Source organism: Bradyrhizobium sp. 137 (assembly GCF_023074095.1).
GTDB lineage: Bacteria > Pseudomonadota > Alphaproteobacteria > Rhizobiales > Xanthobacteraceae > Bradyrhizobium.
On record NZ_JADPKU010000055.1, the window covers coordinates 128773 to 144490 of the forward strand.

Annotated in this window: 16 protein-coding genes; 11 read left to right on the forward strand and 5 right to left on the reverse strand. The window is 64.2% G+C overall.

Annotated features, from left to right (window positions below):
• Window positions 1–29 precede the first annotated feature (29 nt).
• From IVA78_RS17045 to IVA78_RS17055, 3 genes are all read left to right on the forward strand, one after another.
• Window positions 30–1004, forward strand: a complete 975-nt coding sequence (locus tag IVA78_RS17045; RefSeq protein ID WP_247466634.1) for a hypothetical protein — start codon at window positions 30–32, stop codon at window positions 1002–1004.
• A gap of 448 nt (window positions 1005–1452) precedes the next feature.
• Complete coding sequence (locus IVA78_RS17050) at window positions 1453–2046, forward strand: L,D-transpeptidase (RefSeq protein ID WP_247281897.1); 594 nt, start codon at window positions 1453–1455, stop codon at window positions 2044–2046.
• A gap of 54 nt (window positions 2047–2100) precedes the next feature.
• Window positions 2101–3138 carry an amino acid ABC transporter substrate-binding protein gene (locus IVA78_RS17055; RefSeq protein WP_247303951.1) on the forward strand — a complete coding sequence of 346 codons (1038 nt, stop codon included), beginning with the start codon at window positions 2101–2103 and terminating at the stop codon, window positions 3136–3138.
• Between the two features lie 254 nt (window positions 3139–3392).
• Here the strand turns inward: IVA78_RS17055 and IVA78_RS17060 are convergent, their stop codons facing one another.
• Together IVA78_RS17060 and IVA78_RS17065 are read right to left on the reverse strand one after the other, a co-directional pair.
• On the reverse strand, window positions 3393–4532 hold the full coding sequence (locus IVA78_RS17060) for an acyl-CoA dehydrogenase family protein (RefSeq protein WP_247466636.1): 1140 nt from the start codon (window positions 4530–4532) through the stop codon (window positions 3393–3395).
• Window positions 4533–4658: 126 nt separating this feature from the next.
• Window positions 4659–5873: an acyl-CoA dehydrogenase family protein gene (locus tag IVA78_RS17065; protein ID WP_247281899.1), complete on the reverse strand. Its 1215-nt coding sequence runs from the start codon at window positions 5871–5873 to the stop codon at window positions 4659–4661.
• A gap of 148 nt (window positions 5874–6021) precedes the next feature.
• Between IVA78_RS17065 and IVA78_RS17070 the strand changes: the two genes are divergently transcribed.
• The gene (locus IVA78_RS17070) at window positions 6022–6567 is read left to right on the forward strand and encodes a carboxymuconolactone decarboxylase family protein (RefSeq protein ID WP_247281900.1); all 546 of its coding nucleotides are present in this window, start codon (window positions 6022–6024) and stop codon (window positions 6565–6567) included.
• Between the two features lie 200 nt (window positions 6568–6767).
• Window positions 6768–7262: a VOC family protein gene (locus tag IVA78_RS17075; RefSeq protein ID WP_247281901.1), complete on the forward strand. Its 495-nt coding sequence runs from the start codon at window positions 6768–6770 to the stop codon at window positions 7260–7262.
• Between the two features lie 165 nt (window positions 7263–7427).
• Here IVA78_RS17075 and IVA78_RS17080 read toward each other — a convergent pair whose 3' ends face one another.
• The gene (locus IVA78_RS17080) at window positions 7428–8660 is read right to left on the reverse strand and encodes an MFS transporter (RefSeq protein WP_247281902.1); all 1233 of its coding nucleotides are present in this window, start codon (window positions 8658–8660) and stop codon (window positions 7428–7430) included.
• 189 nt (window positions 8661–8849) lie between these two features.
• Window positions 8850–10097 (reverse strand): MFS transporter, encoded by a 1248-nt coding sequence (locus IVA78_RS17085; RefSeq protein WP_247281903.1) that lies wholly within the window; start codon window positions 10095–10097, stop codon window positions 8850–8852.
• Window positions 10098–10295: 198 nt separating this feature from the next.
• Here IVA78_RS17085 and IVA78_RS17090 point away from each other — a divergent pair, with 198 nt between their 5' ends.
• Complete coding sequence (locus tag IVA78_RS17090; protein WP_247466638.1) at window positions 10296–12365, forward strand: prolyl oligopeptidase family serine peptidase; 2070 nt, start codon at window positions 10296–10298, stop codon at window positions 12363–12365.
• Between the two features lie 11 nt (window positions 12366–12376).
• On the opposite strand, the gene IVA78_RS17095 is transcribed toward IVA78_RS17090, so the two are convergent.
• Window positions 12377–13051 carry a DUF938 domain-containing protein gene (locus tag IVA78_RS17095; RefSeq protein ID WP_247281905.1) on the reverse strand — a complete coding sequence of 225 codons (675 nt, stop codon included), beginning with the start codon at window positions 13049–13051 and terminating at the stop codon, window positions 12377–12379.
• Window positions 13052–13310: 259 nt separating this feature from the next.
• Between IVA78_RS17095 and soxX the strand changes: the two genes are divergently transcribed.
• Genes soxX through IVA78_RS17120 form a run of 5 tightly spaced genes read left to right on the forward strand, consistent with a single transcriptional unit; the run spans window position 13311 to window position 15675 of the window.
• Window positions 13311–13664: a sulfur oxidation c-type cytochrome SoxX gene (gene soxX, locus IVA78_RS17100; protein WP_247282051.1), complete on the forward strand. Its 354-nt coding sequence runs from the start codon at window positions 13311–13313 to the stop codon at window positions 13662–13664.
• A gap of 26 nt (window positions 13665–13690) precedes the next feature.
• Window positions 13691–14182 (forward strand): thiosulfate oxidation carrier protein SoxY, encoded by a 492-nt coding sequence (soxY, locus tag IVA78_RS17105; RefSeq protein ID WP_247281906.1) that lies wholly within the window; start codon window positions 13691–13693, stop codon window positions 14180–14182.
• A gap of 13 nt (window positions 14183–14195) precedes the next feature.
• Window positions 14196–14507 (forward strand): thiosulfate oxidation carrier complex protein SoxZ, encoded by a 312-nt coding sequence (soxZ, locus tag IVA78_RS17110; protein WP_247281907.1) that lies wholly within the window; start codon window positions 14196–14198, stop codon window positions 14505–14507.
• On the forward strand, window positions 14507–15370 hold the full coding sequence (soxA, locus tag IVA78_RS17115; protein ID WP_247282052.1) for a sulfur oxidation c-type cytochrome SoxA: 864 nt from the start codon (window positions 14507–14509) through the stop codon (window positions 15368–15370). The genes soxZ and soxA overlap by 1 nt, the downstream gene beginning before the upstream one ends.
• Entirely contained in the window at window positions 15367–15675 is a 309-nt protein-coding gene (locus IVA78_RS17120) for a hypothetical protein (protein WP_247281908.1), read from the forward strand. Before soxA ends, IVA78_RS17120 begins: the two co-directional genes overlap by 4 nt.
• The last annotated feature ends 43 nt before the right edge of the window (window positions 15676–15718 follow it).

The window sequence follows — 15718 nt, forward strand, 5'->3', positions numbered from 1 at the left end:
TTTCGCAGCCCCGGAATCAGCCGCCCGCGATGGACGACGCGACCACCAGCACCGACATCCGCCTTCGTGAAGGCTCCTCGATCGCGCAGCGGCTGATCATGGCCGGCTCTGCGGCCGCGGTTGCGCTGTGCTTCACGCCGGGCCTGTTCACGCACGACGCACTGGAAGTGACCATCTCGGTGGCCGCTCTCCTCCTGGGCGCGGCATTCGTCTGCGGGATTATGCTGGCGCCGGCGGTGGTGTGGATCATCACACCGAACGAGATCCTGATCGGGCAACAGCGTCCTTTCGGAAAGCTCCGCACGCGGGTCGTCCCGAAGGACGACATCAGGGAATTGCAGGTTCCCGGCAGTAAGAGGGCGAAAGCCCGCTTCCAGCTGGCCTTCACGCTGGCCTCCGGGGAACGCCTAACGTCCCCACCGATCTCCGACGTCACGCATGTGCGCGATACCGTGGCCCAGATCGCCGCGCAATTCGGCGTTCCCAACGTCGAGGCACCTAGCAATCCACTCGATGCCAGCAATCCCGAGATGCATCTCGGCGAACCCCTCGAGCCGTTTTCCGCGCGCGACATCCGCATCGTGGCGTTGATCGCTGTCGCACTGTGCGCCGTTCCCTACGCCTACAAACTCTGGCGCGGACTGCCGCCCGGACCGATCGACATCATGCTGCTGCCGGTTGGCGCGATCGCCGCGTTCGCCGTGCACAGATACGCCAATCTCGTGACCGGCGCTTTCTGGATCATCCGGCAACGGGATATTCGCGTCGAACGCCTGTGGGGCGACGGCACGCCGCGCGCCGACCATATCGAGGGCGGCGACGTGAAGGCGATCACGGTCGAGCGCCGCGGCCGATCCGAGGACGAGCACTGCATCGTCGTGATCCGGTTGCACTCCGGGCGGCGCTTCCGCAGCCCCCGCATCGGCTCGCGGCTCGAGGCCCGCGCCGTGGGCGCCGAGATCGTCCGGCGGCTGGGGATCGCGGCGGAGAATAACCGGATTTAGCTCTCACCCTGCTTGCGACAGAGCGGTCGCATCTGGAGAGGAGCTGACAAATCGCCTGCGGCCATCCTTCCAGACGCCCGCCTCCGGCGGGCGCTCAGGATGAGGAACGGAGTCCGCGGCAGCAATTTGAGTGATGCCGCGATGCCTCTTAGCCTCATCCTGAAGAGGCGCGTGAGCGCCGTCTCGACGGACGAGGCGCGCGCTTAGGCCGCCGGGAAGTCCTATGCGATCCCCTTCTCCACACGCGGGGAAAGCGAGTGCGCCGACCTGCCGCGACAATATATGCTTTTCGCGCCATCCCCTGTTTGTGGCATTGCGCCGCCCGTCAAAAAACCAAAGCATTCTCGTGACATACTAGGGCGGCGCGCCATCAACTTGCCATGAACCTGCCCCTCAGGTTTGATGGTTCTGAAATGATTTGCGCTGTGGCAGCGGGGAGAGCTTTTACATGACGGATTTTCGTCGCCTGACCGGGATGTTTGTGGCTGCGATGGGCCTGATCCTGTCGGCTCCCCACGTCTTCGCGCAGCAGCCTGATCGCGGCGACGAGCCGGGCTTGATCGCCGATGACGGCTACCAGCTCGACCAGGAATGGCAGAAGCAGGTGGTCTACTTCCGCACCACCGAGGCGCCCGGTACCATCATCATCTCGACGGCCGAGCGGCACCTTTATCTGGTGCAGCCCGGCGGGCGCGCGATCCGCTACGGCATCGGCGTCGGCCGCGACGGTTTCCAGTGGCAGGGGCTGGTGAACATCACCAACAAGAAGGAATGGCCGGACTGGACGCCGCCGCCCGAGATGATCCAGCGCCAGCCCTATCTGCCGCGTTTCATGGCCGGCGGCCCTGGCAACCCGCTCGGCGCCCGCGCCATGTATCTGGGCACCACGGTCTACCGCATCCACGGCACCAACCGTCCGGATACGATCGGCACCAAGGTGTCCTCGGGTTGCTTCCGCCTGGTCAACAATGACGTCGCCGATCTCTACGATCGCGTCCCGGTCGGGACCAAGGTTGTCATCCGGCAGAAGCCTGAGCTCTGATCTTCCTCGCCTTAGCGAATATTCCTTTTCCCGATTTTTCGAGAGAGCAACATGATGCGCACTTTTCGAGGCGGCCTGCTGATCGGGCTCGCGGTCGCCGTGCTGGTCGCCGTTCTGGCCATCATCTATGAATTCTACGACACCCGCACCCTGAAGCGGACCGTGCGCCGTGGCGAGGTGCTGTGCGGCGTCAACAAGGGCCTGCCGGGCTTCTCGATCCCGGACGACAAGGGCAATTGGACCGGCTTCGACGTCGATTTCTGCCGTGCGGTGGCCGCGGCGATCTTCAACGATCCGGGCAAGGCGAAGTTCGTCGCGCTCGATGCCAGCGAGCGCTTCAAGGAATTGCAGAGCCGGAAGGTGGACATCCTCTCCCGCAACTCGACCTGGAGCATGGCGCGCGAGCTCGACTACGACCTCTATTTCCCGGCCGTGGCCTATTATGACGGCGCAGGTTTCATGCTGCCGCGCTCGCGCAACAAGGAGACGTCGCTCGACCTGACCGGCAGCAAGGTCTGCGTCCAGTCCGGCACCACCACCGCACTCAACGTCGTCGATTACTTCCGTGCCAACAACATGAAATATGACGAGGTGAAGTTCGACAAGCTCGACGACGTCGTGAAAGCCTATGACACCGGTAAGTGCGACACGCTGAGCGCCGATGTCTCCCAGCTCTATGCACTCAGGCTGAACCTCTCAAAACCCGGCGACCACATGATCCTGCCGGACATGATCTCCAAGGAGCCGCTCGCCCCGGTCGTGCGCCAGCGCGACGACGACTGGATGATGATCGTGAAGTGGACGCTCTATGCGATGATCAACGCCGAGGAGTTGGGGGTGACCTCGGAGAACATCGACGAAGCCCTGAAGTCGAAGAAGCCGGAAGTGATGCGCCTCGTCGGCACCGAGGGCAATTACGGCGAGCAGCTCGGCCTCACCAAGGACTGGGCCGCCCGCATCATCCGCCATGTCGGCAATTACGGCGAGATGTACGACCGCAACATCGGCGAGAAGTCCAAGCTGAAGATCCCGCGCGGCATGAACCAGCTGTGGAATGCCGGTGGTGTGCAGTATGCACCGCCAATGAGGTAGGAGATCCCTCCGCCGTCATTACGAGCGAAGCGAAGCAATCCAGAATCTTTCCACGGACGCAGTCTGGATTGCTTCGTCGCAAGGGCTCCTCGCAATGACGAGCTTGGGGCAAGCTTTCACACTCTCAACTGTCGTCGCCCGGCTTGACCGGGCGATCCAGTATTACGAGATGTCAATCGTATCCGGAAAAACCGCGGCGTACTGGATCGCCCGCCTTCGCGGGCGATGACACCGAGGGTGACGTGACGGTGCGCCTAATATCCCCGCGCCCGTGCCAGTTGCTCAGTGTGGTAATTGGCGTCGCCGAACAGTTCCTCGCAGACCCGTGCGCGCTTCATGAAGAAGCCGATGTCGAACTGGTCGGTCATGCCCATGCCGCCGTGCATCTGCACGCCTTCCTGCACCGCGCGCGTCGAGGTGGTGCCGGCGCGGGCCTTGGCGACCGCCACGGCTGAGGCTGCTTTGGCGACATCGGCATCCAGCGCCTGAAGCGCCTTCATGACGGCGGCGCGGGTGATCTCGATGTCGATGTAGAGTTCGGCGGCGCGGTGCTGGAGCGCCTGGAATTCGCCGATCAGCTTGCCGAATTGCTTGCGGCTCTTCAGGTACTCGACGGTGCGATTGAACACCTCTTCGCTCAATCCCACCATTTCGGAGGCGACGGCGCCCCGGCCGATATCGAGCACGCCGTCGAGCAGGCCGGCGGCCTGATCGACCTCGCCGAGCACGCTGTCGGCATTGACCTCGACATTGGCGAATTCGACCCGCGCCGCATTGTGCGCATCGACCATGACGGTGCGTTCGACCGCGATCCCTTTCGCCTTGGGGTCGACCAGGAATAGCGTCAGGCCTTCACGCTCGCCGGCAGCACCCGCGGTGCGCGCGGCGACGATGAGGAGGTCGGCGACGTGCCCGTCGACGACCAGTGCCTTGGCGCCGGAGAGCTTGAAGCCGTTACCGGCGCGCACGGCCCGGAGGCTGGTCTGGAGCGGACGATGCTTTGCGCCTTCGTCGATGGCGAGCGCCGCAAGCAGAGAGCCGCTCGCGATTTTCGGCAAATATTCCGATTTCTGCGCGGCATTGCCGCCGCGATTGAGGGCCGAGGCCGCGACCACGCCGGTGGCGAGGAAGGGGGAAGGCATCAAGGTGCGGCCGATCTCCTCCATGACGACACCGGCCTCGACATAGCCGAGGCCAGAGCCGCCGAACTCTTCGGGGACCAGCAGGCCGGCAAACCCCATCTCGGCGAAGGAATGCCAAAGCTCCTTGGAGAAGCCGGTGGGATCCTTGCTGTCGCGCAAATGGCGCAGGTGCGACACCGGTGCCTTGTCGCTGATCAGCCCGCGCGCGGAGTCGCGGAGCATCGATTGTTCTTCGGTGAGGACGAGGGCCATGTGTCTAAGTCTCTAGTATCGCGCGGAATGAATTGTTGCTGTCATTCCGGGGCGATGCGCAGCATCGAACCCGGAATCTGGAGGTTCCGGGTTCGGTCCTGCGGACCGCCCCGGAACGACGGGACGTTACGCCCCCGGCAGATCCAGGATGCGCTTGGCGACGATGCCGAGCATGACCTCGGACGTGCCGCCCTCGATCGAGTTGGCCTTGGTGCGCAGCCAGGCGCGCGGGCGGGCGCCCTGCTTCGAGCGTTCGCTCTCCCATTCCAGCGCATCGACGCCGCCGGCCGACATCAGGATCTCGTAGCGCCGCTTGTTGAGCTCGGTGCCGTAATATTTCATCGCGGACGAGAACGCCGGATGCGCTTGGCCCGCCTTGGCGAGATCGACCGCGCGCTCGGCACAGGCGGCAAGCGCGGCTTCGTCGACGTCGAAGCGCGCGATCTGGCCACGCAGCATGGCATCATCGAGCCGCCCCAGCGCATCGGTGCCGACGGTGTCAGCCGCGATCTGGCCGAGTGGACGGCCGACGCCGCGCTCGCCCATGCCCGAGATCATCGCGCGCTCGTGCTGGAGCAGATACTTTGCGACATCCCAGCCGCGGTTGATCTGGCCGACCACGTGCGACTTCGGCACGCGGACGTTGTCAAAGAAGGTCTCGCAGAACGGCGAATAGCCGGAGATCAGGAGGATCGGCTTTGTGGAGACACCCTTCGAGGTCATGTCGAACAGGATGAAGCTGATGCCGTCGTGCTTCTTCGCGGTCGGATCGGTGCGGACCAAGCAGAAGATCCAGTCGGCGTAGTTGGCGTAGGACGTCCAGATCTTCTGACCGTTGATGATGAAGTCGTCGCCGTCGCTCTCGGCGCGGGTCTGGAGCGAGGCGAGATCGGAGCCGGCGTTCGGCTCGGAGTAACCCTGGCACCAGCGGATCTCGCCCGCGGCGATCTTCGGCAGATGCTCCTTCTTCTGGGCGTCGTTGCCGTATTTCAGCAGTGCCGGCCCGAGCATCCAGATGCCGAAGCTCGACAGCGGCGGGCGCGCGCCCATTTTTGCCATTTCGGCGCGCAGCACCTTGTGTTCGGCAGCACTCAAGCCGCCGCCGCCATACTCCTTCGGCCAGTCCGGCACTGTCCAGCCCTTGTCGCGCATGCGCTCGAACCAGACGCGCTGCGGCTCGGACGAGAATTTTGCGTTGCGCCCGCCCCAGAACACGTCGGCATCCGACGTCGCCGGCTTGCGCATCTCCGGCGGGCAATTGGCTTCAAGCCAGGCGCGCGTCTTGTTGCGGAATTGTTCGAGATCGGCGCTCTCAGTGTCGCTGGTCCTAGATTCAGCCATTGGTCGTTTCCATCAATCAAAATCGACTTGTTGGACGCGACTCTGGGCCATCGCACCGTGGAATTCAACCACTTCCGTGCCGCGCGCGCCGCGCTGCCTTCGGCTATAATCCGGGGCATGTCGGCTTGAAAACAAAGAGGAAACGAGGATGCGCCTGAAACTTCTTTCGCCTGGCGAAATGAACGAAAGCCAGCGCCAGACCTATGACGAATCCATTGCCGGCAAGCGCGGCAAGCCGCCGGCGCCGATGATGGCCTGGCTGAGCAGCCCCGAGATGGCGCGGCACGCCACGCGGCTTGGCGAGGTGCTCCGCTTCGACACCATATTTCCGGCAAGGCTTTCGGAGATCGCGATCCTGGTGACGGCACGGCACTGGACTGCGCATTACGAATGGTATGCGCATAAGCGCCTCGCGCTTGCCGGCGGCATGGATCCAAAAATCATCGAGGCGATCCGCGACCGCCGCACGCCTGAGTTCGACGATCCCCAGGGAAAGATGATCTACGACGTCGCGAAGTCGCTGCACGAAGGGCATGGCGTCGAGAAGGGTCTCTACGATGAGGCGGTCAAACTGCTCAGTGAACGCGGCGTCGTCGAGGTGATCGGGCTGTGCGGCTATTACACCATGGTGTCGATGACGCTGAACACGTTCGAATTCGGGTTGCCCGAGGGCGAAGTGTCGGAGCTGAGCTAGAGCGAGTGACCTTGGGCACGATCGCCGGACTTTGTTCACCTCTCCCCAGCGGGGAGAGGTCACCTCCGCCTGGGGCTGATACCGACACCATCAATTTCATCCCCGATTGGCTTCCCGTTTGGAAACAATGGGTTTCGGGATCGGCCCGTAGCGCGATCCCAAGGCAGGCCTTATGTGCATAGTGTGAACGGAGCACCAGCATGTCGCAAAGCCCAGCCATCGCCGCCGGCACCAGGATCGGCCACGTCCATCTCAAGGTCGCTGATCTCGATCGTGCGCTCGGCTTCTATTGCGGCGTGCTCGGCTTCGAGCTGATGCAGCGGATGGGCTCCGGCGCGGCCTTCATTTCGGCCGGCGGCTATCATCATCACATCGGCCTCAATACCTGGGAAAGCAAGGGTGGCTCGCCGCCGCCGCCAGGCACGACCGGGCTCTATCACACCGCGATTCTCTATCCGACGCGGCCGGCGCTGGCGGACGCGCTGCACCGGGTGCTGTCGGCGAGCATTGCGCTCGATGGCGCCAGCGACCATGGCGTCAGCGAAGCGCTTTACTTGCGCGACCCCGACCAGAATGGCGTCGAGCTCTATTGGGACAAGCCGAGGGAGCGATGGCCGTTCGGGCCCGATGGGAAGCTGGCGATGTTTACGAAGCGGTTGGATGTGGAAGCGCTGTTGCAGCAGCGGGAGGCGTGAGCTCCGCTCTCCCCTCGTCATTGCGAGCCTACGGGTCCGCGCGCAGCGCGGCCCGATGACAGGCTCCGCGAAGCAATCCAGGCTGTCTCTGCGGAAACAGTCTGGATTGCTTCGTCGCAAGTGCTCCTCGCAATGACGGAATTTTTTGGAAACGCCGTCGCGTCTCTATGACTTGTTCGCGCGCCTTCCGCGCACCATGATCAGCGCGGCGGCGATCACTTCCAGCGCGATGCAGAGATAGAACGGCAGCGAGTAGCCGCCGGAGAGATCGCGGAGGAAGCCGACGACGCCGGGGCCGAACGCGTAGGTGACCTGGTTGATCGCAGTGTTGAGGCTGATCAGCACGCCGAACGAGGCGGACTCGAACTCCTGCTGCACGATCAGCGACGGCAGCGTGATGAGGTTGCCGACCGAGAAGCCGAACACCGCGCAGGCCGCGATCAGCACGTAATCATTGTGAAAATTGATGATGACGAGGAGCGCCGCCGCCTGGCTCAGGAACGAGAGCGCCGATGCCGGTCGCTGGTCGAGGCGGTCGATCACCAGAGAGAACAGCACACGGCCGATCACCGCCATCGCCGTCAGCACCGCGACCGCGACGGCGGCGCGCTCGCGGCCGATCACGGGATCGAGGAACGAGATCAGATGCACGATGAAGCCGACCTGGGCGAACAGCACCAATGCAAACGCAATCGTCACGGTGAGGAAGCCGACGTCACGCAAGGCCTGCGCGCGGATCTGCGCCGACGATTGCGGCTTCGGCTTCGCAGTCGCATGCCAGCCGTGATCGGGCGGCCGGCCGACGAGAATGAGGATCACCGGCAGGAGCAGCACCAGCATGGCGCCGGCCGCGGCGTACATCGCGCTGGCAAAGCCGACATGACCGATCAGCGCCACCAGTAGCGGCACGCCGACGATGCCGCCGAAACTGGCGCCGTTCAGCGCGAGACTGATCGCCATACCGCGCTTGTGGTCGAACCACAGGCTGATCGTGTTGGTGATCATGGCGAGACTGGTTCCGGCCCAGCCGAAGGCGAGCACGGCGTTGGCGAGATAGAGCTGCCAGGGCTCGCGCACCGCGCCGATCGCCACTGCCGCCGCCGCCATCGCCAGCGTGCCGGCGATCAGGCAGAGGCGCGCGCCATGCTTTTGGATGGCCTCGCCAACGAAGACGACCAGCAGCGCACCGAACAGATAGAAGAAGGTCGTGCCCGACGAGATCAGCGACGCCGACCAGCCATGCGCGCGCTGGAGCTCGGCGACATAGACGCTCTGGCCGTAGAAGCCGAGCCCCCAGCCGAAGGTCGCGAGCAGGAAACAGACCGCGACGATGCGCCAGCCTTCGTAGCGGAGAGAGGATTCGTTGATTGGAGCAGCGGGCCGGGGATTGTCGAGCATTTGCGCTTGTCCTTTGTTTCCCCCGCGAGCGCCTTGCTTCACGCCCGTCTCTTCATGACGAGCATCATGTAACGACACCAGCTCCGAAAATCACTTCGACCGCGATCGAAGCATCAACGCTGCTGACAGCCTCCTGCCAACCTATTGACCATGGTCCGGAAAGCCGCTGCGCAGGTTCCGGATCATGCGTCAAATCGCATCCGGGAGCTCGCCCATCGCAGCGTCCAGCCGCGCCTTGCGGCGGCGGGCCCAGGATACCAGGGAGAGCACGGCGAGACCCAGAACCACCGGCGGGAACACCACCATGTTCACCGCGGACCAGCCGTAATTGGCAAGCAGCTGGCCGGAGGAGAACGAGCCGATCGCCATCATGCCGAACACCAGGAAATCGTTGAAGGCCTGCACTTTGTTGCGCTCCTGCGGACGGTGCGTCTCCAGCACCAGCGCGGAGGCGCCGATGAAGGAGAAATTCCAGCCGACCCCGAGCACGATCAGCGTCGCCCAGAAATGCATTGCGCTGATTCCGGAAAGGCCGATGCCGGCGGAGCCGGCCTCCAGCAGCAGGCCGGCCGCAACGATCTTCGGGGCACCGAAGCGCGCGATCAGCGCACCCGTGAAGAAGCTTGGCCCGTACATGGCGACGATGTGCCATTGAATGCCGAAATTGGAATCGGAAACGCTGAGGCCGCACATCTTCATGGCGAGCGGCGCCGAGGTCATCACCAGGTTCATCATGGGATAGGAGATGACGCCGCACAAAGCGGCCGCGATGAAGCGCGGCTGGACCACGATGCTGAGGAGCGGCCGGCCGCCATGCAGATCGGCCGGCGCGGGCCTTGGCATGTCGACGCCGGCGAGGATGCCCATCGCGGCCAGCGCCACCGCCGCCTGCACCAGGAAGCTGAAGGCGAACAGGTAAGGCGGCCAGAGGTCCATGGTCCATTGCACGAGCTGCGGACCGAGCACGCCGGCGAAGACGCCGCCCGCCATCACCCAGGACACCGCCTTGGGACGATAGGCCGCGCTGGCGCCATCGGCGGCGGCGAAGCGGTAGGATTGCGCGACCGCGCCGTAGAGGCCGCCGAGGAAAGTCGCGACGCAGAACAGCGCGAAGGAGGCGTGCAGGATCGCAAACGAGCCGGTGAGGCCAGTGAGCGTGCCGAGGCCGGTGCCGATGACGAAGGCGGCGCGGCGGCCGAAGCGGCGCGAGATCGCGCCGGTCGGCAAGGTGCCGGCGGCGAGCCCCAGCACGTACATCGACAGCGGCACGGTCGCGAGCGACATGTCCGGCGCGAGCGTCGCGCCGACGATCGAGCCGGTGGCGAAGATCACCGCCGAGTTGGCGCCGGTCAGCGCCTGCGCGGCGGCAAGGCGCACCACATTGGCACGCACGCGCGCGTCGTCGGCGATTTCGGCGGTAGAGATCACGTCTAACATCGGCATTTCCGCCCCAAGGGCGCTCAAGAAGCTCTCATTGATCCCGGCACTATGGAGGGGCGCGAGAGGGCGGGCAACCGGCGCAAACGGGCGCGGGCCATGCCTCTGGCGCAATCGGACGGATGATAGCGAGCGGCGCCCTTGACGCCTTGCGCTCGATTGAATCCTATTCGCCGCGATCTTCCTGGAGTTTCGCTCATGACCGTCGACGACAGGCCTACGCTCAGCGCTCCCGACGATGATCCGTGGCTCTGGCTGGAAGAGATCGAAGGCAAGCAGGCACTCGATTTCGTCGAACGGCAGAATCAACTGACGCTCGCCGCGTTCGGTGGCCCAGCATTCGTGCGCGACCGCGACACGCTCGCCGCGATCTACGACCGGCCCGACAACATTGCCTATGTCAGCCGGCGCGGCAGCGATCTGCACAATCTCTGGAAAGACGCCACCAATCCGCGGGGCCTGTGGCGGCGGACGACGCTGGCGGAGTTTCGCAAAGCCAACCCAGCGTGGGAGACCATGCTCGACATCGACCAGCTCGCCGCAAGCGAAGGCGAGGACTGGCTGCTGAGCCAGATCGCCACGATGCCCGGAAGCTCGCGGGCGATTCTGAGCCTGTCGCGTGGCGGCAGCGATGCCGTCACGTTGCGGGAGTTCGACCTCGACACCAAGAGCTTCGTGGCCGGCGGGTTCACGCTGCCGGAAGCGAAGGGCGGCGTGGATTGGCTCGATGCCGACACACTGCTGCTGTCGAGCGCGCATGGCGAGGGCATGGCCACGAGCTCGGGATATGCGCGCACCGTTCGGCTGTGGCGGCGCAGCCAGCCTGTCGATCAGGCAGAGATCATTATCGAGACCACCGCCGATCACATGGTGATCTACGGCATGGCCGACGACACCGGCGCGGCGCCGCGCGCCTGGATCGTCGACCAGATCGACTTCTTCAATCACGCCATCTGGCTGCGCGATGCGGCCGGCGCGATGACGAAGTTCGACCTGCCGACCGGCATCTGGTTGCAGGCGCATGGCGACTGGTTCGCGATCAAGCTGCGCAAGGACTGGTCCATCGAAGGCCGAACCTATACCGCTGACACGGTGCTCGGCATGTCGCTGTCGGCGTTCCTCGCCGGTAGCCGCAATTTCTCGGTGCTGTTCGAGCCAGCGCCGCGGCGCGCGTTGCAAGGTCTGTTCTGGGCCGCGGGCAAGCTCATGCTGTCGATTCTCGACGAGCTGCGCCCGTGCTTCGAGATCTGCACGCCATCCGCTGCGGGCTGGAGCCGCGAGATGCTTGGCGGTCTGCCGCAGATCGGCGTCGTCGACATCTGGCCGCTCGATCGCCATCCGTCCGAAAGCAACGGCGATCTGCTCGCCAATGTGCAGGATCCACTCACGCCGCCGTCGCTGCTGTTGATCGAACGCGGCGTCGCCAGCCCGACCGTGCTCAAGCAGGCGCCGAAAACGTTCACCGCCGATGGTCTCGTGGTGACGCAGCACGAGGCCATTTCGATCGACGGCGAGCGAATTCCCTATGTCCAGACCGGCCCTGCCGGCGAGACCGGCGATGCACCGGTCTATATGAGCGCCTATGGCGGCTTCGCCCATTCGGTGAAGCCGTATTACAATGCCGCGCTCGGCAAGCTGTGGCTGGAGCGCGGCGGCACGATTGTGCAGGCGAATTTGCGCGGCGGCGGCGAGTTCGGCACGCGCTGGCACGATGCCGGGCGGCTCGCCGGCAAGAGGCTGTCGCATGACGATTTCGCGGCCGTCGCCGCCGATCTCGTCCGCCGCGGCGTGACGACGTCAAAGCGCATCGCCGCACAGGGTGGATCGAACGGCGGCATCCTCATCACCAACATGCTGGTGCGATACCCTGAGCGCTTCGGCGCGCTGTTCTGCACCATCCCCCTGATCGACATGCGCCGCTACACCAAGCTGCTTGCGGGCGCGAGCTGGATCGCGGAATATGGCGACCCGGACAAGCCGGAGGAATGGGACTGGCTGAAGACCTACTCGGCCTATCACAACGTCAAGGCCGCTCAGCCCTATCCGCCGATCCTGATCGCCACCACACGGCGCGACGACCGGGTGCATCCCGGCCACGCGCGCAAGATGGCTGCCAAGCTCCAGGCGATGGGCTACGAGGCCTGGTTCTACGAACCGGCAGCCGGCGGCCACGGCTACGGCAAGGACAACAAGGAGCGCGCCGGCTTCGAGGTGCTGGGCTATCGGTTCTTGAAGGAGAAGATCGGGTGGCGGGACGGCGAGGCCTGACGGCCTCGCGCTCAGTCCCGCGAAAACACCAGCGTGAGATTGTTCGCTGGCATTTCGATCGTATCGATCAGCCGGAGGCGAACGCCCTGCGCCAGCGCCTCGACATCGCCGATGTCGCGCACGCCCCATTCGGGATTGCCCTCGCGCAAGGACGTGTCGAAGACGGCGTTGCTGAGCGCGGTGTGCTTGCCGCCGCGCTTGAACGGGCCGTAGAGGAACAGCTTGCCGTCGGCGCGCAAATAGCGCCCGGCGCCGGCGAACAGGCCTTCGGCCACGCTCCATGGCGCGATGTGAATGACATTGGCGCAGAACAATGCGGCAAGGTTGGTCGGCCCCTGCCCGCTTTTCATCTCCGGACACCAGTCGGGGTCGGTGAGATCGATCCGTAAGGGCGGGCGGACGTTTTGCAGGCCTGAATGAACGCGCCAGGCCTCGATGCTCTTGAGATGGCGCTGGTTGAGGTCGCTCGGCCACCAGATCAGGCCGGGCGTATGACGGGCGAAATGGACCACGTGCTGCCCGGTTCCGCTGCCGAGCTCGACCACGTCACCGGTTGTGCCGGCGAGATGCTTTTCCAGCGCCGCCCAGATCGGCTCGTGGTTGCGATGGAAGGCCGGCGCATCGAGCCGCCCATCGGGCGCGACCCGTCCGCCATCCCCGCCAAATTCGACGACATATTCAGCCAAGTGAGGTCCCCTTGAAAACACGAGAACGCGATGAAAACAGGATGGGCGCGAAAACGCCCTCGAAACAGCCGGCCCGCGCCCATTGTCCTTATTGTTGGCCAGATCGGCCGAACCAATAATGTCTTTAATTGCAATGCGGAAGATATTAACTCCATTTTGCTCCGTGCATAGTCTCGATTGTCAGGCGATGTCCTTTATGCTCTGGAACGCCTTTATTTCAGCGATCGCGACCATCGCCATAACGCCTCGGAATGACGCCTTGCCTGCTTTGTCCCGGACGCCTGTCCTGTTCCTCCTGCTGGCCGTCGCTGCCGGCCTCGCCAGCCCGGCGCAGGCCCAATCCGCGGCAAACGAGGGCCGGAAGCTCGCCTTCGACCGCAGCAAGGGCAATTGCCTGACCTGCCACGTTATCCAGGGGGGCGACCTGCCGGGGACGATTGGGCCGGAACTGAAGGACATCAAGGCCAGATACCCTGACCGCAACGAGCTGGCCGCGATCATCTTCGACGAGACCAAACGCAATCCGCAGACCATGATGCCGCCGTTCGGCCGGAACCGGATTTTGACCGAACAGGAGATCAACGCGATCGTTGACTTCCTGCAAACGCTGTAAACGGCCGGTAGGCCAGGAGACCTCCGATGACCACGACCACAGGCCCTCATCCGACGCGGCGCCTGATCCTTCTGGGCGCTGCCTCGGTCGCGCTGATCGGGCTCGGCAACCTGCCGTTCGCGGCCCGCCCAGCGAGCGCCGCGGCGAACGATAAATATCCGGAAGAGGCCTTCAAGCAGAAGAGCGAGGCCGACGCGATCAAGGCGCTCTATGGCAGGACCGCCGAGCCCTCCGACAAGGTCAAGCTGGACGCGCCGGAGATCGCCGAGAATGGCGGCGTGGTGCCGGTCTCAGTGACGACGACGCTCGACAAGGTGACCTCGATCTCGTTCTTCGTGGCGGAGAACCCGTACGCTCTCGCCGCGTCCTACAGGATCGCCGACGGCACGATTCCGGGCGTTGCCAACCGGCTGAAGATGGCCAAGACCACCAAATTGGTCGCCATCGTCGAGGCTGACGGCAAGCTCTACAGCGCGACCAAGGAAGTGAAGGTCACCGTCGGCGGCTGCGGCGGCTAGGAGGATCGGTCCGATGGCATCAAGCATTCGCGTGCGCGCAACATCCAATGGCGACATCACCGAGGTGCAGACGCTGATTCAGCACCCCATGGACACCGGCCTGGTCAAGGATTCCAAGGGCGAGCTGATCCCGGCCCACTTCATCCAGGAGCTGAAGTTCGAATGTAACGGCAAGGACGTCTTTGTCGCCAATTGGGGCACGGCGGTCTCCAAGGACCCCTACGTCAAATTCAGCTTCAAGGGCGCCAAGAAGGGCGACGAGCTCAAGATCTCCTGGACCGACAACAAGGGTGCGTCGGATACGACCACCGCGAAGATCGCGTGATGAAGACCCGCTTCTCCCTCCTGCTTGGCTCGGTAGGCGCCGCACTCGTTGCGTGCGCCCTCACCTCGCCGCGCGTCGTCGCGGCCGACAAGGTCGATCCCGTTGCTGATGCGAAGGCGTTCCAGAATTTCTTCTTCCAGAAATTTCCGAACGTGAAGCGCGAGGATTTCGTCAACGGTCCTTATTCCATGAACGAGGACATGAAGCGGCAGTGGCAGGAGAAGGAAGAATTCCCGCCTTACGAGTTCGCGCTCGACGCCGGCAAGGAAATGTTTGCGACCCCGTTCAAGAACGGCAAGACTTACGCCGACTGCTTCCCGAACGGCGGCATCGGCATCCGCCAGAACTATCCTTACTTCGACACCAAGGAAGGCAAGGTCATCACGCTGGAGCTCGCGCTGAACCGCTGCCGCGAGGCCAATGGCGAGGCGCCCTATTCCTACGTCAAAGACGAGATGGCCTCGCTCACCGCCTACATGGCCTACACCTCGCGCGGCAAGCCGATGGACATCAAGATTCCCGATGATCCCCGTGCGCTCGAAGCGTTCGAGAACGGGAAGCGGTATTTCTACACCCGCCGCGGCCAGATGAACTTCTCCTGCGCGAGCTGCCACGTGCAGAGCCCGGGCGAGCGCATCCGCGCCGAGACTCTGGCGCCGGCGCTCGGCATTTTGAATGCGATGCCGATCTACCGCTCCGAATGGAGCGGCATGGGCACGACCAGCCGCCGCTTCGTCACCTGCAACAGCCAGACCCGCGCGGTTCCGCTGGAGCCGCAATCGGACGAATATCGCGACGTCGAATATTTCCTCTCCTACGTCGCCAACGGCCTGCCGATCTCGGGACCGGGAGCGCGGCCATGAAGCGGGCATGTCTCCTGGCCACATTGGTTGCGTTGACCATCGCGCTACCGTCGGCGCGCGCGGCAACGGAAGCGGACTACAAGGCGGCCTATGCCGCCGCCGAAGCCGCAGCCAAGGAGGCGGCCAGCCTGCGTCACCAATGGACCACGACCGTCTCGACGCTGACGGCGGCGAAGAAGGCGGCCGATGGCGGCGATTTCGACCGCGCATTTGCCGCAGCGAAAGAGGCCGAGGCGCTGGCGAAGGCGTCGATCTTCCAGGCTAATTCCGAAAAAGAGGCCTGGAAGGCGATGGAAATCCGCTAGACTGGGCTTGGCGCGCGAGAACATCGTGCTCCAGATCATTCTT